Source organism: Fibrisoma montanum (genome assembly GCF_003583365.1).
GTDB classification, from domain to species: domain Bacteria; phylum Bacteroidota; class Bacteroidia; order Cytophagales; family Spirosomataceae; genus Fibrisoma; species Fibrisoma montanum.
In genome coordinates this window covers 488,904-512,291 of the sequence record NZ_QXED01000002.1, presented here as the reverse complement: position 1 = coordinate 512,291, position 23,388 = coordinate 488,904, and the positions used below count along the sequence as shown (strand labels likewise).

The 23,388-nt window shown below is 52.2% G+C and carries 17 protein-coding genes; 5 read left to right on the top strand and 12 right to left on the bottom strand.

Annotated features, from left to right (window positions below):
* Nucleotides 1-37: 37 nt before the first annotated feature.
* Complete coding sequence (locus DYU11_RS07905) at nt 38-223, top strand: hypothetical protein (protein WP_119667110.1); 186 nt, start codon at nt 38-40, stop codon at nt 221-223.
* A gap of 134 nt (nt 224-357) precedes the next feature.
* Here the strand turns inward: DYU11_RS07905 and DYU11_RS07900 are convergent, their stop codons facing one another.
* From DYU11_RS07900 to DYU11_RS07885, 4 genes are all read right to left on the bottom strand, one after another.
* On the bottom strand, nt 358-1,803 hold the full coding sequence (locus tag DYU11_RS07900; RefSeq protein WP_119667109.1) for a TolC family protein: 1,446 nt from the start codon (nt 1,801-1,803) through the stop codon (nt 358-360).
* Entirely contained in the window at nt 1,796-4,999 is a 3,204-nt protein-coding gene (locus tag DYU11_RS07895) for an efflux RND transporter permease subunit (RefSeq protein ID WP_119667108.1), read from the bottom strand. Before DYU11_RS07895 ends, DYU11_RS07900 begins: the two co-directional genes overlap by 8 nt.
* Before the next feature lie 40 nt (nt 5,000-5,039).
* On the bottom strand, nt 5,040-6,107 hold the full coding sequence (locus DYU11_RS07890; RefSeq protein WP_229365734.1) for an efflux RND transporter periplasmic adaptor subunit: 1,068 nt from the start codon (nt 6,105-6,107) through the stop codon (nt 5,040-5,042).
* Nucleotides 6,108-6,188: 81 nt separating this feature from the next.
* Complete coding sequence (locus DYU11_RS07885) at nt 6,189-6,479, bottom strand: hypothetical protein (protein WP_229365733.1); 291 nt, start codon at nt 6,477-6,479, stop codon at nt 6,189-6,191.
* A 384-nt stretch (nt 6,480-6,863) separates the two neighbouring features.
* Between DYU11_RS07885 and DYU11_RS07880 the strand changes: the two genes are divergently transcribed.
* From DYU11_RS07880 to DYU11_RS32960, 3 genes are all read left to right on the top strand, one after another.
* The gene (locus DYU11_RS07880; RefSeq protein WP_119667105.1) at nt 6,864-8,519 is read left to right on the top strand and encodes an amidase family protein; all 1,656 of its coding nucleotides are present in this window, start codon (nt 6,864-6,866) and stop codon (nt 8,517-8,519) included.
* 346 nt (nt 8,520-8,865) lie between these two features.
* Nucleotides 8,866-11,703 carry an ATP-binding protein gene (locus DYU11_RS07875; RefSeq protein ID WP_119667104.1) on the top strand — a complete coding sequence of 946 codons (2,838 nt, stop codon included), beginning with the start codon at nt 8,866-8,868 and terminating at the stop codon, nt 11,701-11,703.
* Nucleotides 11,704-11,900: 197 nt separating this feature from the next.
* A complete protein-coding gene (locus tag DYU11_RS32960) occupies nt 11,901-12,299 on the top strand; it encodes a hypothetical protein (RefSeq protein ID WP_147367902.1) in 399 nt (132 codons plus the stop codon).
* 396 nt (nt 12,300-12,695) lie between these two features.
* On the opposite strand, the gene DYU11_RS07870 is transcribed toward DYU11_RS32960, so the two are convergent.
* The 3 genes from DYU11_RS07870 to DYU11_RS07860 form a co-directional block, all read right to left on the bottom strand.
* Nucleotides 12,696-14,051: a sensor histidine kinase gene (locus DYU11_RS07870; protein ID WP_119667103.1), complete on the bottom strand. Its 1,356-nt coding sequence runs from the start codon at nt 14,049-14,051 to the stop codon at nt 12,696-12,698.
* A gap of 24 nt (nt 14,052-14,075) precedes the next feature.
* On the bottom strand, nt 14,076-14,750 hold the full coding sequence (locus DYU11_RS07865) for a response regulator transcription factor (RefSeq protein ID WP_119667102.1): 675 nt from the start codon (nt 14,748-14,750) through the stop codon (nt 14,076-14,078).
* 300 nt (nt 14,751-15,050) lie between these two features.
* Nucleotides 15,051-16,724, bottom strand: coding sequence for an ArnT family glycosyltransferase (locus DYU11_RS07860; RefSeq protein WP_158600240.1), 1,674 nt, complete (start codon nt 16,722-16,724; stop codon nt 15,051-15,053).
* 431 nt (nt 16,725-17,155) lie between these two features.
* Between DYU11_RS07860 and DYU11_RS07855 the strand changes: the two genes are divergently transcribed.
* Complete coding sequence (locus tag DYU11_RS07855) at nt 17,156-18,034, top strand: MBL fold metallo-hydrolase (RefSeq protein ID WP_119667503.1); 879 nt, start codon at nt 17,156-17,158, stop codon at nt 18,032-18,034.
* Nucleotides 18,035-18,214: 180 nt separating this feature from the next.
* Here the strand turns inward: DYU11_RS07855 and DYU11_RS07850 are convergent, their stop codons facing one another.
* The 5 genes from DYU11_RS07850 to DYU11_RS07835 all read right to left on the bottom strand — a co-directional run bounded on the left by DYU11_RS07850 (nt 18,215) and on the right by DYU11_RS07835 (nt 23,304).
* Complete coding sequence (locus DYU11_RS07850; RefSeq protein ID WP_119667100.1) at nt 18,215-18,622, bottom strand: HEPN domain-containing protein; 408 nt, start codon at nt 18,620-18,622, stop codon at nt 18,215-18,217.
* A complete protein-coding gene (locus DYU11_RS07845) occupies nt 18,619-18,948 on the bottom strand; it encodes a nucleotidyltransferase domain-containing protein (RefSeq protein ID WP_158600239.1) in 330 nt (109 codons plus the stop codon). The genes DYU11_RS07850 and DYU11_RS07845 overlap by 4 nt, the downstream gene beginning before the upstream one ends.
* Before the next feature lie 125 nt (nt 18,949-19,073).
* Nucleotides 19,074-19,202: a hypothetical protein gene (locus DYU11_RS33790; protein WP_262697100.1), complete on the bottom strand. Its 129-nt coding sequence runs from the start codon at nt 19,200-19,202 to the stop codon at nt 19,074-19,076.
* 48 nt (nt 19,203-19,250) lie between these two features.
* A complete protein-coding gene (locus DYU11_RS07840) occupies nt 19,251-21,461 on the bottom strand; it encodes a sensor histidine kinase (RefSeq protein ID WP_229365732.1) in 2,211 nt (736 codons plus the stop codon).
* Nucleotides 21,462-21,672: 211 nt separating this feature from the next.
* Nucleotides 21,673-23,304 (bottom strand): ABC-F family ATP-binding cassette domain-containing protein, encoded by a 1,632-nt coding sequence (locus DYU11_RS07835; RefSeq protein ID WP_119667098.1) that lies wholly within the window; start codon nt 23,302-23,304, stop codon nt 21,673-21,675.
* Nucleotides 23,305-23,388: the final 84 nt, after the last annotated feature.

The following is a 23,388-nucleotide window of genomic DNA, read 5'->3' as shown; positions in this document are numbered from 1 at the left end:
ATATACCTACTATATTTGTATAGAAAACAGTGACTATATGAATCTAAACAATTACTTACTCCTGAAGGAAGAGAACGAAACGATTGTCTCTTTCAAAAAACGCCTGCAAAGCTTTGCCATCGCGAACCGGTTTACACGACCGGCTCACGCAACGTACGTGGCCGACCGAATCATCCAGCTCAACCTGACCGACAAGTTTAAATCGTACCAGCGAAAAGCCTGATTCCATTATCCACGATCTGATCAGCAACACGCCACACGTCTTTATAAACGTATAACGCAACGACCTCACTCCTGTATAGAGTGAGGTCGTTGCCGTATTGATTGGTAGGACTGGTGATGTATTTGTCCTCTTCGTTAATTCCAGCCGCCACCTAATGCGCGGTAGGTATTCACCATCGCGTTCAGTTGCTGCACTTTGGTTTCAACCAAATCGAACCGGGATTCGAGCGCGTCGCGCTGGGTGAGCAGTACTTCCATGTAATCGGCCCGGGCCGATTTGAAGAGCGTGTTCGAAATGTTGGTTGATTGGATGAGTGCATCCACCTGCCGCGCCTTCAGATCGTAACTCTTCTGGAGGTTGTTAATGCTTGATAATTGGTTGGCAACCTCGATGTACGCGTTCAGAATGGTCCGTTCGTAATTGTACACCGCCTGAATCTGTCGGGCGTTGGCGCTGTAATACAGGGCCTTTATTGCATTCCGGTTCACCAGCGGCCTGGTTAAACCACCAATTAGTGAATACAGAAACGACTCGGGCGTTAACAACAGAGCCGGATTGTACGAATTAAAACCCACGGCGGCCGACAGGTCCAGCGACGGCAGGAAGTTGGCTCTCGCTACCTGCACGTCGAGCCGGGATGCTTCCAGTTCCCGTTCGGCCCGCCGGACATCAGGCCGGTTCTGTAACAACTGCGACGGAATGCCCGCATGCATGGCTTCGGGCACGAGCGTGTTAAAATCCTGCGAACTCCGTTGAACAGGCTGCGGGAACCGACCCACTAGGAAATTAATCCGGTTTTCGGTCTCGATAATTCGCTGCTGAATATCATACTGGAGACTTTGCGTACGAAGTACCTGCGCTTCAAACCGACGTACGGCCAGTTCCGTCACCTTGGCCGATTCTTTCTCGATCCGGACAATAGCCAGTGCATTAGTCTGAATATCGATGTTCTTCTTAACAATATCCAGTTGCGTATCGAGACCAAGCAGTTCGTAATACGAGTTGGCGATTTCGGCTACCAGATTTGTGACGGTGAAATTACGCCCTTCTATGCTCGACAGGTACCGGACAGCCGCGGCTCGTTTGGCATTGTGCAGTTTATTCCAGATATCCACCTGCCAGGATACGTTGGCAGACAGGATAAAATCGGGCAGCGGATTTGGAAATTCATGCCCGGGTCTGATTTCCGTGCTTTCTTCAATGGCCCCCGGCCGGGTGTACCGTCCTACTTTGTCAACGCCTGCACCGGCTGCCAGATTAACGAACGGCAGGTATTCCCCCGTTCGGGCTCTTACCTCGTTCTGGGCAATCTGAATCTCCTGCAGCGTAATGTTCAGTTCCTGATTGTTGTACAGGGCCGTATCAATCAGAGCCGTCAGGTGCGGATCGGTGAAGAATTCCCGCCACTTCAGTTTGCCCGTATTAACGGAATCCTGAATGACGTTGTAGCTGGTTGGAACGGTTCGGTTTTCGGTACGTCCGACCAGGGCTGGGGTTTTGCACGACGTCATGGCAAACGTCATGCAGGCTATCGGTACGCCGACGCGGCCCAGGCAGGTATATACGAGTTTCTTAAACATGGTTCGTGTTTTCTTCGGGTATGGGAAAAGCGTCCAGCTGATGAACCAGATTCTCGCTCAGTGGCTCACTCTCTTCGTCGCGAATCATCTTCCGGCCATCGGCCAGGTTGCCAAAAATGTAGTACAATCCAGGGATGATAATGACCCCGAAAATGGTCCCGAACAGCATACCACCCAGAGCCGAGGCACCGATGGTCCGGTTCCCGATAGCGCCCGCGCCCGTGGCCGTAATCAGCGGGATCAGGCCAGCCACGAAGGCAAACGAGGTCATCAGAATCGGGCGGAAACGGACTTTGGCACCTTCGATGGCTGCGTTCAGGATTGTTTCGCCGTGCTGACGTTTCTGAACCGCGAACTCCACAATCAGTACGGCGTTTTTACCCAGCAGACCAACCAGCATGATGAGGCCAATCTGCGCGTAGATGTTGTTCTCCAGTCCCATCATCTTCAGCACCAGGAATGAGCCGAATACCCCAACCGGCAGCGAGAAGACTACGGCCAGCGGAATGATGAAGCTTTCGTACTGGGCGGCCAGCACCATGTAGACGAAGGCCAACACAATCAGGAACACGTACAGGGATTCGTTCCCCCGGATTGATTCGTCGTACGACAATCCTTCGAAGGCGATGTCATAGCCTTTGGGCAGCGTCTTGGCGGCTACTTCCCGAATCGCCTGAATGGCCTCGGCCGTGGTGTACCCTTTGCCCGGAAGCCCCTGAATTGAGGCTGAGTTGTACAAATTGAATCGGGTAATTTCATTGGGACCCTGGCCTTTTTTCAGCGTCATGAAGGCCGAGTAAGGCACCATCTCTCCTTCCTCATTTTTGACGAAAAGCTTCAGCAGATCAGTTGGTAGTCGTCTGAAGCTGGGGTCTGACTGTACGTATACCTTGAAGAACTGATTGTACTTAATAAACCCTTGTTCGTAGGTACTACCGATCATGATGTTGAGGTTATCCATCGCTTTGCCAATGGATACGCCTTTCTGCATGGCCAGTTTATTGTCAATCTCCAGTTCGTACTGCGGATAGTTAGCCGCAAAGAAGGAGAACAGGCCCGTCAATTCTTTCCGCTTGGCAAGATTATCCATGAAATCCTTCTGGATTTTGTCGAACTCGCGGTAGTCCGTGTCGGTAGTTTTATCAAGCAGACGCATCGAAAAGCCGCCTGATGTACCGAATCCCGGAATGGCGGGTGGTTCAAAGAATTCGACAGTTGCGCCGAGACCTCTCGATTTCTCCTCCAGCTCTTCCATGATCTCCTTCACGTTTTTATCGCGCTCCGACCACGATTTGAGGTTGATCAGACACGTACCGGCATTGGAACCGCGACCTTCGGTCATGATCTCGTAACCAGCCAGGGACGATACGGATTCGATGCCCGGAACTTCTTCGCAGATTCGCTGAAGGCGCCGGGAAACCTCGTTGGTTTTTTCCAGGGTAGAGCCCGGTGGCGTCTGGATGATGGCATAAATCGTACTCTGGTCTTCGTTCGGAATAAAGCCCGCGGGCAGGATCTTATTCACAAATATGATTCCCGCCGAGAAGCCAATTAACACGGCGAACGTAACGAACCGACGGTTAACAATTAGCCGAAGCAGACCCACGTACCAGCCGGTCATTCGGTCGAATCCCCGGTTGAAACTGTCAATAGCCCGGGTTAGCGGGTTTTTCTTCCTAGCGTGTCCATTATGGTTTTTCAGCAGCATGGCGCACAATACGGGCGTCAGCGTCAGAGCGATGATGGCCGAAATCACAATCGAACTGGCCATTGTAATCGAGAACTGCCGATAGAACGTACCGACCGGCCCCGACATGAACGAGATGGGGAGAAATACCGACACCATAACGGCCGTAATGGCGATAATGGCACCGCTGATTTCGCCGAGCACTTTCTTGACTGCGCCAAAAGGCGTCAGATACGGCTCTTCTTCCATCTTGGCGTGTACGGCTTCGACTACCACAATGGCATCATCGACCACAATACCGATGGCAAGTACCAGCGCAAAGAGCGTAATCAGGTTAATGGATATGCCGAAGAACTGGATGACAAAGAATGCCCCAATCAATGATACCGGAACGGCCAGAATTGGGATCAGAGTAGACCGCCAGTCGCCGAGGAAGATGAACACAACCAGGGCTACGAGGATGAACGCGTCGCGTAGCGTATCAATTACCTGCTCAATAGAAGCATCCAGGAAGTTAGAAACGTCGTAACTGATTTTGTAATCAACACCCGGAGGGAAAGAAGCCTTCATAACCTCCAGCTTCTCTTTTACGTCGTCAATTACGTCACGGGCGTTACTGCCGTAGTTTTGGCGCAGGACAATAGCCGCCGATGCATGGCCGTCGAGGTTCGAATAAATGTCGAAGAACTCGCTGCCTAATTCTACCTTGGCGATGTCTCTCAGGTGAATGCTTTCCCCGGCCGAATTGGCCCGGATAATGATGCCTTCATACTCTTCCGGCTTGTTGTAGCGGCCCTTGTAGGTAAGTACGTATTCCAGCGACTGAGCGGCTATACCGGAGCTTTGCCCAATCCGGCCCGGCCGACCAATGATGCTTTGCTCACCGATTGCCTTCATCACCTCTTCGGTAGAAATGTTGTAAGCCCGCATGCGTTCAGGATTTAGCCAGACGCGCATCGCGTAGCGTCGGCTACCCAGTATCTGCGCCCTCGCTACACCCCTTGTCCGCTGAATTTCCGGGATCATTTTAACGGTAGCGTAGTTGAACAGGAATTTTTCGTCAATGCTCTTATCCTTCGAATAGAGGTTGACGTACATGAGCATACTGGGCTGAATGGGCGTGATGATTACCCCTTCGCGCTGCACCAGTTCGGGCAGCAGCGGCATGACCTGGTCTACCCTGGTTTTGACCCGGATAACGGCATCGTTCGGGTCGGTTCCGGGCTCGAAAATAATGCGGAGGGTAGCTTCACCGGCACTGGTCGCATCAGTAGCGATGTACCGCATGTCCTGAACCCCGTTGATGGCCTGCTCCAGCGTAATCAGCGTGGATTTAACCAGTACGTCGGCACTAGAACCAGGGTACGCAATGAATATATTGACCGTAGTTGGTGCAATGTCAGGGAATTGAGAAATGGGTAATCGAGTAATCGCCAGTATACCCACAAAGACGATCATGACCGATATCACAATCGCGAATACAGGTCGGCGTATGAATTTTGTGAACATGTTTTCTGCCGCTTCGGCGGTTCGATTTTAGTGGGTCAGATTATTCGGCGTACAGACTCAAATTAGAGACGACAGCCTGGGGCTGTTCAAACTTGTACTGTATTTTCTGGTTCTCCCGCACCTGACGCAGACCTTCCAGCAGAATCTTGTCGTCTTTTTTGAGGCCCGACTGTACGACGAAAATGTGAGGCATCTCTGCGGCTATCGTGATTTCCCTTGAGCGGATCTTGCTGTCTTTATCGATCACATACACATACTTCTTTTCGAGTACTTCGAAGGTGGCTTTCTGCGGGATAATCAGCGCATTTTTTAACGGGATGGTCATTCGAATGTTGCCGGTTTCACCGTGTCTCAAAAGCCCTTTTGGGTTCGGAAAGGTTGCCCGGAAGGCGATGTTGCCCGTTTCATTGTTGAAGTCAGCTTCGATGGTTTGAACCTCGCCGGGGTGATCGAACAGTTCGTTATTCGCCATCAGCAGCTTCACGTGCTTCATATTTTCGTCGTGGTGGGCTTTGTAGTCGAGGTATTCGGCTTCCGGCACGTTGAAATACACCCACATCTTGCTATTGTCCGACAGCGTAGTTAGTAGATCGCCCTCGTCGACCAGGCTACCCAGCCGCACCTGAAAGTGGTCCATGATGCCGCTGAACGGAGCCCGTATCTGCGTGAATTGCAAATGGGTCTGGGCCAGCGCTACTTCGGCCTTGGCCTTGTCGAACTTAGCTTTAGCCAGCGCCAGCTCGTTCTTCGAAACGATGTTGCTGTCGGCCAGGCGTTTTGTATTCTGATATTCAATACCCACGTAGTTCGCTTCGGCCTGCGATTTCTGCAGCTCGGCATTGTAGACCACGGGCATGATCTGAAACATAAGCTGCCCTTGTTTTACGTACTGGCCTTCGTCGACAAAAATCTTTTGCAGGTAGCCTTTTTCTAACGCTCTTAATTCAATGTGCTGAATTGAATGCACCTGGCACACATAGTCTTTCGTGGCCGTTGTGTCTTTTACCAAAGGGCTTGTAACGGAAAACTTGACCTCTTCCTCCTTCTTTTCTTCTGCTTTTGTTGAGCAGCCTATGTTGCCCACCAGGGCACATACGCTTAAAAGCATGAGGATTCTCTTTGTAAGAATCTTAAGTAACATGGTTGTATTATGGGGTTTTATGAATTAGAAAAACGATGCAGGTGAGCTTCAGTGAACAAGTACGGTTTTTCCGGGAGGAGCATTGGGGGCTTGCTCCAACTGACGGATCAGGCTGTCTTTCTGCAGGTTATCCCGTTTACACTCAGAAAGCTGCTGTTGCCAGGCCACGTCATCATCGCCATAAGCTGCGGTATTTACTTCATTGTCGATCAGGCTTCGCTGATGGCTTTGTTTGTACAGCAGAAATCCATTGAACAATAGGGAAAGAGCCAGTGCCAGCCCAAAGCCGTAGAGCAAAATCGAGTCGGACGCCCGAAGCGGGGAAATACGGCGCTGCATAGTTTGTGTCTTCATTAGCTGACACAAAGCAAGCCTTACGACATTAGAACGACGTGAGAAGGAAATTAGAAGAAATTAGAAACGTTCAAGGTCGACGTAGTTAGCCCGGCATAGTGAGCCGTTTGTAGCGACAAAATTCAATTTTTGTTTCGGCAAACAGTCTCTCATTCAACCAGAAACGGTCCGTTTCTCACCTGACCTGACAGGCACAGGGCCGGCTTCGATCCGCGATTCTTAAGAAGTCAGGCGAACCGGTTTCCGGATTTCTTAAAAAAATGGGACGGTTTGGCCCTAAGCGCTGGGTTTAATTGGTACGTTCTGTTAAATTCCGGCTTTTGACCAAGCATACCCTGTTCATTAATCGCCGTAACGAAAGTACTTCTAATGAAAAAGTCCATTGTTCTGCTCCTGATGACATTCGTTTCATGCCAGGTTGCGCAGAAAACGCAGAAAAATACCTTACCCGCCTGGACCCCTTACGACGAAACGGCCGAAGTAGCCGCCACTACGACCCACGAGTCGCAGCGAATGCGCTTCAAACTGATTCAGTCCAGAAACCTTGACAAAAACAGCCTGCTCCAACAGATTGCCGGTCAGTTGACCCATTTCACGGCGGCCGACTACCAGCGCCTGAAACCGCTGATTCTGGAGCAGGACATACCGACCCTGCAGGCGCATATTCAGGCTGGCAAGCTCACCTACGAAAAGCTGACCCAGTGGTATTTGTACCGGATTGCTCTGTACGAGAGCAGCCGCGACCTGTATCTCAACAACCTCATTGCTGTCAATCCCCGCGCTGTGGCCGAAGCCCGCCAACGCGACAAAACCAGATCGGCGTCTGCCCACCCAATCTTTGGGATGCCCATTATTTTGAAAGACAACATCAACCTGAGCGGGCTGCCCACTACGGCCGGGGCGCAGGCGTTCAGCCAGAACGTCGACACCAAAAACGCTTTCATTGTGGAGCGGTTACGGGAGAAAGGGGCTATCCTGCTGGCAAAGGCCAACCTGAGCGAGTGGGCTAACTTTATGTGTCTCGACTGCCCCAACGGCTACAGCGCTATGGGCGGGCAGACCCTGAACCCCTACGGCCGCAAACGGTTCGATACGGGCGGCTCAAGTTCGGGCAGTGGCTCAACCATAGCCGCCAACTATGCCGCTGCTGCGGTCGGCACCGAAACATCCGGCTCTATCCTGTCGCCGTCGAGTGCCAATTCGCTTGTCGGGCTGAAGCCCACTACGGGTTTACTGAGCCGGGGTGGCATCGTGCCCATTTCGAGCACTTTCGATACGCCCGGCCCCATGACGCGCACGGTAACCGACGCGGCTATTCTGTTGTCGGCTATGACGGGCGAAGACCCCACTGACCCGGCCACAAAGAACAACCCAAAAGACAGGCCGTACTGGCAGGACGTAAAATCGGGCAGCCTGACCAGTCTCCGGTTCGGTGCTTTTAAACCGCTGCTGAAAGACTCGGTCTACGCGCTGCAGGTCGAAACCATCCGGTCGCGGGGAGGCACGGTGATTGAAATTGAGCTGGAACAGGCTCCCAATGAAGGGTTCGGTACGCTGTTAAACGCCGATATGAATGCCGATCTGCCGGCCTACATCCGTAACTACGGATCGACTAAGCTTACATACCGTTCGGTAGCCGATATTCTGGCGTATAATAAACAGGACTCGACCAGGCGGATGCCTTACGGGCAGGGCCGGATTGCGGGCGTTACTAAAACCACCACGACCGACGAAGACATGGTGAAGCTGCGCGCCAGCATCCGCAAAAGTGGCGTGAGCTACTTCGAAAAGCCCATGCAACAACACCGGTTGGACGTCATCTTATCGATCAATAACCGGAGCGCAGGCCAGGCCGCTGCCGCTAATTACCCGTGTCTGACCGTACCGATGGGTTACAAACCAAACGGCGAACCCATTGGCATGACGTTTATTGCACGACCGTTTGAAGAAGACAAGCTTCTGAAAATTGGCTACGCCTTCGAGCAGGCCACCAAAGCGCGTCGGATACCGGCCAACTATAACTAACCCATAGGCGTTTCAGCCGTTCCCACTGCTGAGCAAGCAGCGTAATGGTCGCTTAAAAACCAGTGGCACCGGGCTGAATGCGAAGGTGTACAGGCTATCTCACGGATTACTACCGAAAACGAAATTTCGGTGCCGGAAGAAACATTTATCTTCATTAATGAAAATTAAATCTTGCATTTTTAATAATTATTAATTCAATAGAGGAATGTAGCCGTCATACATCCAGCTTCTCAGCCATGAACCTGACCCTATTACCGAAGGGTACAACGGCTGGCAGCGTCATTGGTTCTTTGCTTCGGTCTGAACCCTGATGGCCGGCTGAAGTCGCTACTTACCTGAATTCACAATGTCAGCCAAACCGAACCACTCCGGTATTTTTGCTGAAGTCATCCGCAAAACAGCTCTGTTGGTCCTTGCTAACCAATACCTTGTTGTTTCTTTCGTGTTCTGTGCTGTATGGGGCGCTTCTATTACCCATCTACCGGCGCAGCCCGGATCACTTTCGGACGTCGTCGCGACGCGGCAACTAGCCCGCGCAGAGGCTCACCTGCGGGCCTTCCGGAATGATAGCGCCATCGTCGTCAGCGGGTCGTTACTCAAGGCATTGAAAGCAGCCGGGCGGCTTCACTCCCCATTGGGCATTCAGGTTCGGCTGGTAGAAGCCTCTGCCCTCGAACGGGACGAACAGAACGACCAGGCGTTACAAAAACTGCTGCGCGTCGAACAGGAAAGCCGGCCAAATGGATTGGCAGAAACTCACGCCAGAGCCTGTCTGGCTATCGCCCTGTTGTATGAAAAGATTGGTCGTCAGGAAAACAGCCGGCACCATCTGGAACGGGCAAAAGCGGACATTGACCGCTACGGCCTGGCTACGGTGTATCCTTACTACGCTGTTCGCCGGTCTTCATGGGAACGGTTGTTTGGCACGGAAGAAGCGGCCCTGCACTACGCCTACGACGCGCTCAATACAGCTCAGCGCCATCGGTTACTCCTTGAAGAAGCCATCAGCCGTATGTTACTGAATATGCTGCTGCCCAAATCAGCGGTCGACGAACGAATGCATCATTCCCGGCTGGCTGCCCGCCTGTATCAGCAACTGGGCGATCATACCGGGCGTAGCTACATGCTGAGTGCCGTTGCCAGTCTGTATTTTCAGCAAAACGATTTTCGCTGGGCGATGGTCTACAACGACTCAACGATTGCCGCAGCCAGCCGGGCCATTGCCGAAGGCCACGAACAACACGCTGCCATTGCCGGCTACTACCGCTTTCGGGGCCGGATCTACAAACAGCTGGGTCAGCTGGATTCGGCTTTGGCCAATATTGAGAGAGGCTACCGGATGGAGCTTGCGTTGCGGGAAAAGGACGCCAACGAAAAAGTAATCGAGATTGATGCCCGCTACCAGAGCAAATACCGCCAGACCCAACTCGAAGAACAACAACTGGCCCTGCGGCTGAAAAACAACCAGCTGGTTTTTTCGGCCATTATTCTTTTTCTGGTACTGCTGCTGGCGTGTGGTCTCTACATTGGCTACCATAAACAGCGCCGGGCCAAACAACTGCTGATTAAACAAAACACGACGATCCAGCACCAGGCCCACCGGCTCGAAAGCCTCGACGCGGCCAAAACCCGTTTTTTTGCTAACATAAGCCATGAGCTGCGTACCCCGCTTTCCCTGATTGTGGGCCCTGTCAACTCGCTACTCAAAGAAAACCAGTTATCCGACAAACAAACCCTGCTTCTCAAATCGGTCAGCCATAGTGCCCGGCAACTGGAGTTGATGGTGAAAGACATTCTCGACCTGCGCAAGCTCGAGGTAGGCAAGATGCCCCTCAACGAGGAACCTACCGCGCTCAAATCATTTTTCGAGCTACACCTCAGTCAGTTTGAATCACTGGCCCACTGGAAGAAAATCCAGTATGGGTATACGATACAGATTGATCCCGAACGGGTGGCTGATCTCGACCGGGAGAAATGCCGGCAGGTTCTCTACAACCTGCTCTCCAATGCCTTTAAGTTTACGCCGGTGGCTGGAAGCGTGGACGTTGCAGTAGCAATACAGCACGGGCAGCTCTCGTTGCGGGTAGCCGACACCGGCCCCGGTATCCATCCCGACGACCTCCCGCAGGTGTTCGATCGTTTTTTTCAGACCAGTCAGAAGAAGCGTTCCCTGGCCGGCGGAACGGGAATCGGCCTGTCTATCTGCCATGAGTACACGAAGTTACTGAACGGGGACGTCCGCGCAGAAAGTACGCTGGGTGAAGGCAGCGTTTTTTCGGCTTCGTGGCCAATCAGGGTACTTGATACAGAAAACCCGACTGTTTCGCCACTGCCTGCTCCGGAGCGGGCCGATCTGGACAGGGTATCCATACCCGTTGCGCAGCTTCCTTTCGAAAACGGCGGCTCTAAATCCAGCGCTACTACCAGACCAACCATTCTGGTAGTTGAAGACAACGCTGGTTTAGGGTCGTACATCCAGCTACTGTTGGCCGATAGCTACCGGGTCATTACTGCCGAAAACGGCAAAGAAGCCCTGCAGCAGATAGCCTCCGCCAAACCATCCATTGATCTGGTGCTGAGTGACCTGATGATGCCCGTGATGGATGGGTACACGCTGCTCGAAAACCTGAAATCCGGCGACGCTACCCGGCACATTCCGGTAGTGATGCTCACGGCCCGGGCCGAACCGGGCGACCGGCTGCAGGCCCTGCGCATTGGGGTGGATGATTACCTGACCAAACCCTTCGATGAGGAAGAACTGCTGGGCCGCATTGCCAACCTGTTGAGAAACCAGACCGTACGGAGGCAGGAGGCTCTGATCGAAAGCCTCGAAACGACGACCCGCCAGACTTTGTCGGCCACCGACCAGAAATGGCTTGAAACCTTCGAAGCGTACATTCAGGCTAATCTGGCCAGCGATATATTGACAATTCCGGCTCTGAGCGAAACCTTTGCCATGAGTGAATCAACACTGCTCCGGCAGTTGAAACGGCTCACAGGTCTCACGCCGGTGCAATATCTACAGGAAGTGCGATTAAACCGGGCCCGGCTGCTGCTCGAAACTGATCCTCGCCTTCCTATTTCTATCGTCGCTTCGCAGGTAGGCTACCAGGATGCCCGCTCCTTCGCCCGCAGTTTTAAAAATCGGTTTGGTAGAGTACCATCTGCCATGCTGGAAGCCTGATGGTCAGACTTTTTTGGTGGTATTTTCCTGTACTTTGACGGATTTAGCCCCATTGTTGACGGACTTTGTCATGCCGGTAGCTGTAGGTTTGCTCCATCTCAATAGGAAACAGTTTACGGAGGCACCTGTTGGATGGGAGAAAGCCGAAAAGTCCCTGATGTGAGTAGGCATATAACTATCCTTAATTATCTATCATCATGAAAAAAGTACTCTTTACCCTGTCAATGACCTTATTCATCGGGCATTTTGTAGCGGCACAAAATCATAATATTCTTTGGTGCGACAAGAATCCTGCGCTGAAAAATGATCATCAGGTAGTTACTCAAAAAAGTGGGAATGGTACGTTAAATCTACTTGTTAAATGGGGTGGAAAGACCGGCGGTTCAACGTTTGCACAACAAAACTTATCCATCACCAATGGTACCTGCGTAACCTGTAAGCCAGTCGGCGCGGGAGGGACGAATAACCCATCACAAATGTGGACCGTTAAAGTAACGGATGTGACCAAACCTGTGGTGTTGGCATGGAATACTCCTGGTACTGTGAATTACTGTGGTAATGGCAAACTTGTATTATCACCTGCCACTTTTAAATAGCTAGCGCAGTATGTTGTCAAGGGAATCCCTGTGACTATGTGCTTCGCAATTCGTACGTATACTTTGGTCATTAACTCCCCCTGGCCAGACGGTCGGGGGGACTAAGGGAGATATCACGAACGTTGCCGCCACTAATAGTACTTAGACAGATTGGTGGGCAGGCTCTGGCCGAGGTGCAAGTTTTTGGTAAAGCCATCAACTGCCTTTGCCAGTAGCCCAATTCCTTTTTAGGAAAGATAGGCGCGTGTTACTCGCTATGAGAGACCCTTAGCCGCTCACACTGATCAAATTTAGGTATTTGGCAGGATAGCCAAGTAATCTACTTCCTTTATATTTTAGCCCACACTGACCCAAAAGACAACTGGATTTAGCAACAGAGCAGACAATGCGTAACCGCTACACCTGGTTGGGCAAACTAATCGATACAGTGGTGCCCTGGTCTACCCTGGAGGTAATCTGCATGGTGCCCTGGTGCAACTCAATGATCTTCTGCGTTACGGCCAGGCCGATTCCGTAGCCCGGCACACCTTCTACGTTACTGCCCCGGTAAAGCGGGTCAAGAATGTACGCTACATCCGCTTCAGAAATGCCCCGCCCCTGGTCGGTTACCGTTACCGTGACTTGTTCACTCCTGGACTCAAGCTGAACAGAAACCGCTTCTCCTGAATATTTACAGGCATTATCCAGTACGTTCAGCAAAGCCGTAGTCAGTAGAGTTGCGTTCCCTTTTATCGTGAACGACTCGTTCTCGGTCGTCACAAACTGGAGTGGTAAGCTACGCCCCGGATACTTAGTCTGTACCTGCTCGATAGCCGTGAGCAGGCAGTCATCAACCTGAACGGCTGTTAGCGCAACGGCCCCATCGGTCACTTTGGCCAGACCAAGCAGCCCATTAGTCAGCGTGATTACTTTTTTCAGCTCATCCACGGCAACTTCCATGCTGTCGCGCCAGTCCGCCGGGTTCTGGTCGTACCGCAGCGAGGTTTCCAGTGTACCCAGCGTATTGGTGAGGGGTGTACGGAGTTCGTGCGACGCATGCGAGACAAAACTGCGCTGCGAAACAAACGCATCTTCGAGCCGGAACAGCATCCGGTTAAAGGTCATGGCCAGTTGGGCAATTTCGTCCCGGCGGTTTCCTTCGTGTACCCGTTTATGCAAATCGACGGCGCTGATCTGTTCTACTTCGTCCACGATCTGGGAAATAGGTTTCAGCACCCGCCCCGAGAAGTACCAGCCGGCCAGTACGGTCAGCGTAAAGCCCAGCAGATTTGCCAGCAGCAGAATCTGCTGGAGCGCACTTAGTTTCGAAAAGCCGATTCGGTCGTAGCCCGAGGCAAAGATGTAGAATAGCTGTCCCCGGTCGCGGTATGGAATCACAATAGATTCCAGATGGCCGGATCTGAACTCAATCAGCGAAGCGGTATCGAGCAGCGGAATTTTCTCTTTGTAGTAATCTGACTCCTTTAAGGTTCGGTTGGTAAACACCAGGTTGTGCCGGTGGTCATAAATACTGATTTGCTCCTCCACGATGGTGAGCAGATCGGTACGTACCATGTTTTTAAAAAAGTCGTCGTGCAGATGCCGCCGGGAAATCAGCAACCGACCTGCCACACGGGCTTTGGACTCCAGTCGGCTGTAGAACTCTTCCTGCCGGTACACTGAATAGAAGTACCAAACCAGCAGCGACAGCGTGACCTGAATAGCCGTAGCCAGCAGCGTAAAAATGATTGTCAGGCGATTCCGGATGAGCATGAGGACGTTTTGGGCAATCAGTTCTTACTCCTCACGAAGTACATACCCCATGCCAACAATAGTGTGTAGCAATTTGGGCGAAAAATCCTTGTCTATCTTCTTACGCAGGTAACTGATATACACGTCGATCACGTTGGTATTGCTGTCGAAATTCAGGTTCCAGACCCGTTCGCTGATATCTACCCGCGAAATAATTTTCCCCTTGTTGAGCATCAGGTATTCCATCAGCGAGTATTCGCGGGTGGTCAGGTCGATGCGTTTGCCGGCTCGCGTTACGGTTTTAGTATCCAGGTTCAGTTCCAGATCGGCCAGCCGGAGAACCTGGGTTTGTTTGGAACCGCCGTGCCGACGCATCAGCGCTCTGACCCGGAGCAGCAATTCCTGAAACTCGAACGGTTTGGTGAGGTAATCGTCGGCGCCGGCGTTAAAGCCATCCGACTTATCGGCCATACTATCCAAAGCAGTCAGCATCAGTATGGCAACGGTCTCGTTCTCCGACCGAATCAACCGGCACAGTTCAAACCCATTGATTTGGGGCAGATTCACGTCCAGTATGATAATGTCATATATATCCCGGCGAAACAGCGACAGGCCCGTACGTCCATCATAGCCCACTTCAACCTCATACCCTTCGGCCGACATACCTTTGCGGATAAACGAAGCCAACCGATCTTCGTCTTCGACTAATAGAATTTTCATGCAAAAGCTATTGGTTACTTACGGCGCAGCCTGCTTTCAGACGGCCAGCGTATCTCTTCTGTCTAACTGCACTGGCCGACACCGCGCTGATGCAGGCCAGGCTGCGAGTACGAAAACAGGTGGGTACAACCGGACATGCTGGTCCCTGAAACAGGGTGCCTACTACGTGTTCCGGCAACACGGGGCTGGTTTTCCGTTGGCACCTTCAGTAAGCCCGTACGACAAAGATAAGCATCGCGGAGGGTTCCGGAAACACCCCGGCGTTACGTCCCTCGTTTTCCGCCGGTGGGTCAAAGGTGATCAGGGCTTAGGGTATCTTCCCGCCACTTCGTAGATAACGACCGTATCGATCGGCGCCCTCGTCAGATGCCACGACGTGCCTGCGTAAAACCGGGCAACGTGACCGGTCGAAAAAAAAGTGAGTAACGTACCGTTTGGTACGATGCGTTTAACCACCCTGGTTCGAACATCAGCACTCAGCGTCTGACGGTCTACGCCAAGCGGTATCACTACGTAATCGCCTGTTTTCAAGGGCGACAGCCCCGATTCGTAAGGTTGCATACCAGCCTGAGTAGCGTACCACTGCCATCCCCAGTGGCCCAATGCCCACACCCGCCGATCTGACGGCAATTGTTTACGGATTTCACGCGCCGTCTGCCGGTAAAAATCAGCGTAGCACCAATCTGATACGGCGAGCATTACGCCCAGACAGAACGCGAATCCCACCCCAAACGCAGCGATGGCCGATGGAACCCGCTTAAGCAGCGGAGCACACAGGAACAGCATTGGGGGCAGCATCAGCAGGATGTGCCTTGTGGCCATAAACGGCGAAAACAGCACCATAAATGTCGCTACCGAGCCCACCCAAAGCAGAAAGACAAAGGGTGGCTCGTCTGGCTTATGGCCAGTACGTACGGCCATGACTACGTCCTTCCCCCGCCGTGTCGTCAAGCCAAGCAATCCCAGGCCATTGAGCAGAAATAAGCCGTATAGCAGCCGGTACGCCACCTGTTCAGAAATAACCTGCGTGTAAGTTGCCATCACAAAACCCACCATACCACCCAAAGGCAGGACTACCCAGGCCGTAGGCGGGCTGCGTTGCCGCCGAATCAAGCCTAGGTAGAACAGCAGGGTAAATGGCGAAATAGCACCCAGCCCAATGAGCAGCATTTTTATCGTATGAGCAAAACGACCAAATGACCAGGAAGCCCGCGGTCGATCCAACAGATGAATGGAGCCGTATTCCTGAAGGTTGGCGTACGACCATACCGCCAACACCCCAATAGGTATCAACACAGCCCATAGGTACGCATAGTGCTTTCTGAACAGAATAATGACCAGCAGTACAACCACCAATGGTATGCTTGAGTATTTGATCAGCAGCGAGACACTCAACGTAGCACCAGCAAGCAGATACCGCATCCGGTCGGTAGGCATACGGGGTGTTAATAGCACATAGAAAAAGGCAAGCATGAGGGCCACCAGCGGCACATCGACCATCAGGTTCTGACTGACCAGAAAAGCCGGCGAAAGCGTAAAGAAAGCGGTCAGCAATCCGCCGTTCTCAACACGCAGAAGCCGGGCAATCTGCTGAAAAAAGTAGATAGCCAGAAACGTAAAGAAAGCCTGCATCAGGTGAAGGCTTACCTCAGCGTAGCCAAACAGACTACCGACGGCGGCTATCAGGTAGAAATACAGGGGAGGCTGATTAGCCTGGTACATTGGCTCTTTATGCTGATACCAGTTTATCTGACCCGACATTGGCCTGAGCGGCTGTTGTTGAATCCACTGCGCGGCTTCAAGATGGTAGGTATCATCAATGTGAAACGGTTTGTAGAGGTTAACGGCGGTGGCAATACCGAAAAGCGTAAGGCAAACCCCCAGCGGATACCGATCCAACGTAGTAATCCAGGTATGATTCTGGCGAAGCGGTTCGGTGGTACTACTCTGTGCTTTTACTGCGTCAACGTGCATACAACCGTTTGTTACAAGTTGGTGAGAACCGGCCACGCATAGAATAACCCTTCTATAAATTACTGATTGTAAATTACTTATACGCCAGTCCTTTGACATTAGACCGGACAAGGACTATGCCATGTTTCTATTTAGCCGAAGGCTTCATAAAAACAAAGTTGTAGTTATCAACCGGTTATCGGCTGTTTCATATAATCTGGCTATACAGTTCTGGAAGCCGTATTGCGGACCAGTTCACAAAAAGTACAGACATCGGGCGGTTGCTTTTCACCAACGTTTGACCGGTCAAAGCGCTGGTGATGCCGCTACGTATTTTTTCGGCGGAATATCGGCGGCTACTAACCCCGCAGGGTCTTGCTCACCGTCAGCTAGTAAACATCCGGCCGGGCATCGGGTTGCTGACATACATTACCAATTGTTTCCCCGAGCAAATGACTCTGACCATAACCGGCTACTCAACGGCCCTGTTCTCGACCTGGTATTTCATTGAAGAACTTCGCCTGCTCTTCGACGCCGGAGATGGCGTATCAGCTTCCTTACTCCAAAAATCCCGCAAGATCGACCACATTTTCATTTCCCACGCCGACCGCGACCACGTAACGGGCCTGCTGCGACTAAATGAACTCAACGCGCGGGAAGGCTTTCCGCAATTGTTCTTCCCCGCCGATTCAGGGTCGTTTCCGGCCCTGGAAACCTTCAGTAAGCAACTGGACGAACGGGTGAAGCAAACCCGCTGGACGCCCGTCCGCGCCGACGAACACGTCGAGATTCAGAACGATACGTTTGTAAAATCAGTACGTAATAACCACGTCATCCGGGCGCAGCCGCACGAGGTAAAAAGCCTGGGCTATCAGGTCTATCAGGTCAGGCACAAGCTGAAACCGGATCTGTTATCCCTGCCCGGCGAAACCCTCCGTCAGTTGGCCAGCGACATTGGCAGGGAAAACATGACGTATGAAGTCCGCACGAACCTACTAGCCTACTCCGGCGATACACCCATAGAAAATTTTGAGCAGTGGGATACTACCGGCATCCTGATTCACGAGGCCACGTTTCTAACTAATGACGAGTTTGCGGGGCTAGACATGAACCGCAACCGACACAGTACGCTGGAGTCCGTGCTGCAAATCGTAGCCGACCTGCGCATCGACATCCTGATTCTGGGCCATTTTTCGTCGCGGTATTCGCACGCAGAAATCGACGAAGCCATCCGACGATTTTGCAAGCAGTTTCGCGTAAAGATTCCTGTGTATCGGTTGCTGCCCGGACAGATTCACCGGGACATTCTGAATGAAGAGCCGATTAATTAAGGATCAGGGCGAGTTACAACTAGGCCGGAACGTAGTCGTTCAGTCTTTTTTTGGCACTCCGGCCCAGCTCACTATTGGTTATTAAGTTATAAATGAGGCCATTAGATTGGCTGCTGCCAATGATTACCGTGCTATCGCGTCCCGACATCACTTATGCCACAGCATGGTTCTTGTAAACCTCTACGGTGTTTGTCGGCTTTTTATGTGGTCATCCACATACTCCTTTGTGAGCGCGTAAAACTCATGGGCGTAGTCAAGCGATTGGCGAGCTTCTTCAACAGTAATGTCCGCTTCTAAATCATAATCGCCCGATTGACGAAGCTGAAACGTTAATTGTACCCATACGATTGTTTCTCGGGGAAATCGACCGGTTCGAATAAACAATTCATGAAACTTCCCCTGGGCTCCGGAATGACGCTTTGTATGTAAACCCTCGGTGTATAGCAAAGCAGTGAGGCAATAGAAAATAGCGTAATAGGCACGGTTTGCCGCTGCAATTGTAAAACCACCCGTTAAGTCATGAGCCGATTCATGTAGCGTATCCTCAGCTCGTTCTAAGGCCCGCTGAGCTTCATACAATTTGCTCATAACTGAATCCCTTCCTGCCGAATGGCTTCGTATACACTCTGCCCGGACGTATTGAGTTTCTGCTCAGATACGGGCAAGATTGAAACCAAGACGCCATGCTTGAGACTAAGTTCAGCACTGAGGGGAGCTAGTCGGACGATTTCGGCCGCCGGTCGAGTAGCAGGATCTTTCAGCACGACAGCAAAATCCATGTCTGATTCCGGCTGATAGTCACCACGAGCGTAGGAACCAAACAGAACCAAGCCAATGAATTGGTCGCCGTACATAGTTTGAAGCTCCTGTTTGAATTCGGTAGCCACTGATTCAACAAAGTGCGAAAAGGGCATCGGCATAGCAGGCTTTTTCAGCTAAGTTATAAACTTCACCAGGATAAAAAACACCAAAACCGGGAGCAATCAGTTGAAGCCCATGGTTTGCCACAAAGTTCATCTGGCAAGATGGCGGACTTACACTACCGCTCCACCGCTCCCCGCGCTGCGGCTTCATGCAGGCCCTGACCCAGCTCACTATTGGTTATCAAGTTATCACTGAGGCTATTGGGTTGACCGCTGACGGTGATAGCCGTGGTACCGTATTCCAACAGTTGATGTGCTGATTGGTTTCTTACCTTCCACCCTACAGGTGACCATCAAACTTTTTCCAGTTGAGGAAGCTGAATCATAAACTCAGTCCCCTGCCCTTCTTCACTGCTAACTTGTAAGGAACCCTGATGGCCCTGGGTGATGATATCGTAGCTTAGTGACAGCCCCAGGCCCGTCCCCTCGCCGGTGGGTTTAGTCGTGAAGAAAGGTTGAAAAATCTTGGCCTTCACGGATTCCGCTATGCCCGTTCCGTTGTCGGCTATGCGGATTTCGACCGCCCGCTGTCCACCTGGTTCTGCTTTTTGCAAGGTACTGACCCAAACGGTGGGCGTATAGTCTGCGGAAGCCGCTTTGCGCTGCTCATTGACCGCATAAAATGCATTGGTCAACAAATTTAGCAGTACCCGGCCTATCTCCGCCGGTACTACGTCTACCCGGCCTAACGCGGAATCAAAGTTGGTCACTACCCGACACTGAAACGCCTTGTCTCTGGCCCGCTGTCCTTGATAAGCCAGTCGTAGGTATTCATCTGCCAACGCGTTCAGGTCGGTGGCTTGACGCTCCCCGGGGCTGCTGCGGGAGTGTTCTAACATGCCCTTGACAATCCGACTGGCCCGATTGCCGTGCTGGGTGATCTTTTGCAGGTTCTGTTCCAGATCACTCAGAATTTCCCCGGCATGTTCTTTGTCGGATTCAGGCAGCTGTTGAAACGGCCCTTCTTTCAGTTCCTCAATGAGCTCAGTGCTCACTTCCGAAAAGTTATTGACGAAGTTCAATGGGTTTTGAATCTCGTGCGCGATGCCGGCGGTGAGTTCCCCTAAACTGGCCAGTTTTTCCTTCTGAATCAGTTGTGCCTGCGTTTCTTTCAACTCGTTCAGGGACTGACTCAACTGGGCAGTGCGGATGCTTACCTGCTCTTCAAGGGTTTCGTTCTGGGTGGTCAGCAGATGTTGTTTCTCCTGTTCCTGCGCCAGCGTCTGAGCCGATAGGGCTTCGACCTCCAACAGTTTTTCGGCCAGTGAGTGGTTGGTTTGCGCAAACCGTGTAGCCAGAAACAGGGTCACACTGACCGGGGAACTGAGCGTACTGAAATTATAAAACACATGCAGTAGGATGTGTTTAGTGAAGACCGTTACGGGTAAGAACGGAACGGCTATGTAGGCAATCAGAAAGACGATGAAACCGATCCCCCCCATGGTAAGAATCCAGTATTCCGGCCCCCGTTTACGGGCGGCCAGCAACAGCAGTCGGGTTGCCTGAACATCTGTCAGCAGCAGGGCCAGTAAAATGCTCAGCCCATCGGGCATATTTACCTGTAAGGCGAACAGGATAACATAAACGGTAAAGACCAGAAGGGCGGTGTAGAACAGCACCCCGATGCGTTTATCAAAAATGATATAAACGGCTCCCAGAAAAGCCAGATGCCCCCCAAAGTAAAGTACCAACTGCCCAACGGCCCCGTACATCCGTAGAGGCACACTATGAACGTATTGATAAATAAGGGGTTGGTTCAGATAAGCCCAGGCAGCCAGGAAGCAATAAAGCCCAAACCAGGCATTAACTTTCTGGGCCGGATACCATTTATAAAACAGAAGATGCAGCAGGGACAGGATCAGAAACAGTCCCCCCTTGAAGTAGTCCAGAAACGTAGCATCAAAATTACCGACGCTATCCATGCGATACTGGTTGCGCTGGTCCGCCTGGTGGAGCTTGATGAGCAGAAAGGGAATCGGCTGACCCCAAAATTTAAAGTAAGGAATTTTCGGTTGCCGCGCGAAACGTACCGCCAGCACCTGGTGAGGCTGAGTATCTACCTGAAAATGGGTGGCCTGCCACAGAGCCTGATCCGCTCCGGATGGATTGTAAGCTTCTACCTGGTCCGGATTGGCGCTTACCCGACCAAACTGACCAATGAGCCGTCCGTTCAGGTAAATCTGCGAAGCGACCTGCTGATCAACAAGCAGGCTGATCACCTGGCTGGTTAAGGTAGAATCGAACCGAAGATGCAGCCGCAGCCAGCCGATGGACGTTTGCTGGATTTGGGCCAGCTCAGTGATGTTTTGGGTCGGATCGATAGTCGGCCAGTGCCGATCATCCACGTCTGCCTTCGCCCAATTGGGATTATCGCCCGCCTGCCACCGCCAGCCCTGATTGAGCACTACGCCCTGTGCGGGTAAGCTGTCAATACGAACCACGGCCTGACCCAGTACCTGCTCCCCGATCAGGAACAGGAGCACGACGAGTGACAGTAACTTCATGAGCGGGGAAATCAAACGCTAAGGCAGGGATAAGGCAACTACAAAAGATGGCTTAATATACTTAACCTAAACCAATTACCTTCAAACGATTTTCAATTTCTATTGCGGAAAAACAACCAGCCACCACTCCGCCGGCCTGGCTTCAGGCAGCAAAAAGCCGCGCTCAGCTTCTGCTGGCGCGGCTTTTCAAACAATAGTATGTGCTTTAAACTTACACCACCGCTCCGTACAACTCCTCGCGCTGCTGCTTCACGCGGGCGTCGGAGAGGTAGTCGTCGTAGGTCATCAGCTTGTCGATGATGCCGTTCGGAGTGATTTCGATGATCCGGTTGGCGATCGTCTGTACAAACTGGTGGTCATGGCTCGTGAACAGCACCGGTCCTTTGAAGTCGATCAGACCCCGGTTTTCGGCTTCGATCGATTCGAGATCAAGGTGGTTGGTCGGCTCGTCGAGCATCACGACGTTCGCGCCCGACAGCATCATCCGCGACAGCATACACCGGACTTTTTCACCTCCCGACAGCACCGTTGCTTTTTTCAGCGATTCCTCACCCGAGAACAGCATCCGGCCCAGAAAACCACGGATGAAGCTCTCGTCTTTCTCCGCCGAGTACTGCCGCAGCCAGTCAACCAGGTTCAGATCGACATCAAAAAAATGCTCGCGGCCTGCATCGTTAGGGAAATAGGCATGGGTAATCGTAATTCCCCACTTGAAACTACCGGAGTTGGCTTTGCGCTCACCCGCCAGAATATCGAACAGGGCCGTAACGGCCAGTCCGTCGCGGCTGTAGAAGAAAATCTTATCCTCGCGGTTCACCCGGAACGATAGGTTTTCGAACAGCTTAGTACCATCTTCAGCCGTGTAGCTCAGGTTTTCGACCGTCAGGATCTGGTCGCCCACTTCGCGCTCGGGCTTGAAATTGATGTACGGGTACTTCCGCGACGACGGCTGGATGTCGTCAATCGTCAGTTTTTCGAGCAGCTTGGCCCGGCTGGTGGCCTGCTTCGACTTCGATGCGTTGGCCGAGAAGCGCCGGATAAATTCTTCCAGTTCCTTGCGCTTATCTTCTACCTTCTTATTCTGATCCTGCCGTTGTTTCAGGGCCAACTGGCTCGACTCGTACCAGAACGAATAGTTTCCGGCGAAAAGCTTCACCTTGCTGAAGTCAATGTCGACAATCTGCGTACAGACCTGGTCGAGGAAGTGACGGTCGTGGGAAACCACAATCACCGTGTTGCTGAAGTTGGCGAGGAAGTTCTCCAGCCAGATGCTCGATTCTACGTCGAGGTTGTTGGTCGGCTCGTCGAGCAGCAGGATGTCGGGGTTACCAAACAGGGCCTGCGCCAACAGGACGCGCACCTTCTCCGAACCGTTCAGGTCCGACATCTGCGCGTAGTGCATATCTTCTTTGATACCCAGACCGCTCAGTAACGCAGCCGCATCCGACTCGGCATCCCAGCCGTTCATTTCGGCAAACTCCGCTTCGAGTTCAGCCGCCCGTTCGCCGTCGGCATCCGTAAAGTCGGTCTTGGCGTAGAGCACTTCCTTTTCCTGCATGATGTCATACAGGCGCTGGTTACCCATAATCACCGTTTGCAGCACCGGATACTCGTCGTAGGCCGACTGGTTCTGCTTCAGGACCGACATCCGTTCGCCGGGCGAGATGCTTACCGAACCCGTTTGCGGCTCAATTTCGCCCGACAGGATTTTTAGAAATGTAGACTTCCCGGCTCCGTTGGCACCGATGACACCGTAACAGTTGCCGGGATTGAATTTAATATTGACATCGTCGAACAACACCCGCTTCCCATAGCGGAGTGAGACGTTTTGTACCGTAATCATTGAGTCGTTCTCCCTTGAATTTTAACCGCAAAGGTACGAAAATTTACGCCATTGTCGGGACCGGCTGCGTATTTTAGGTCAGTT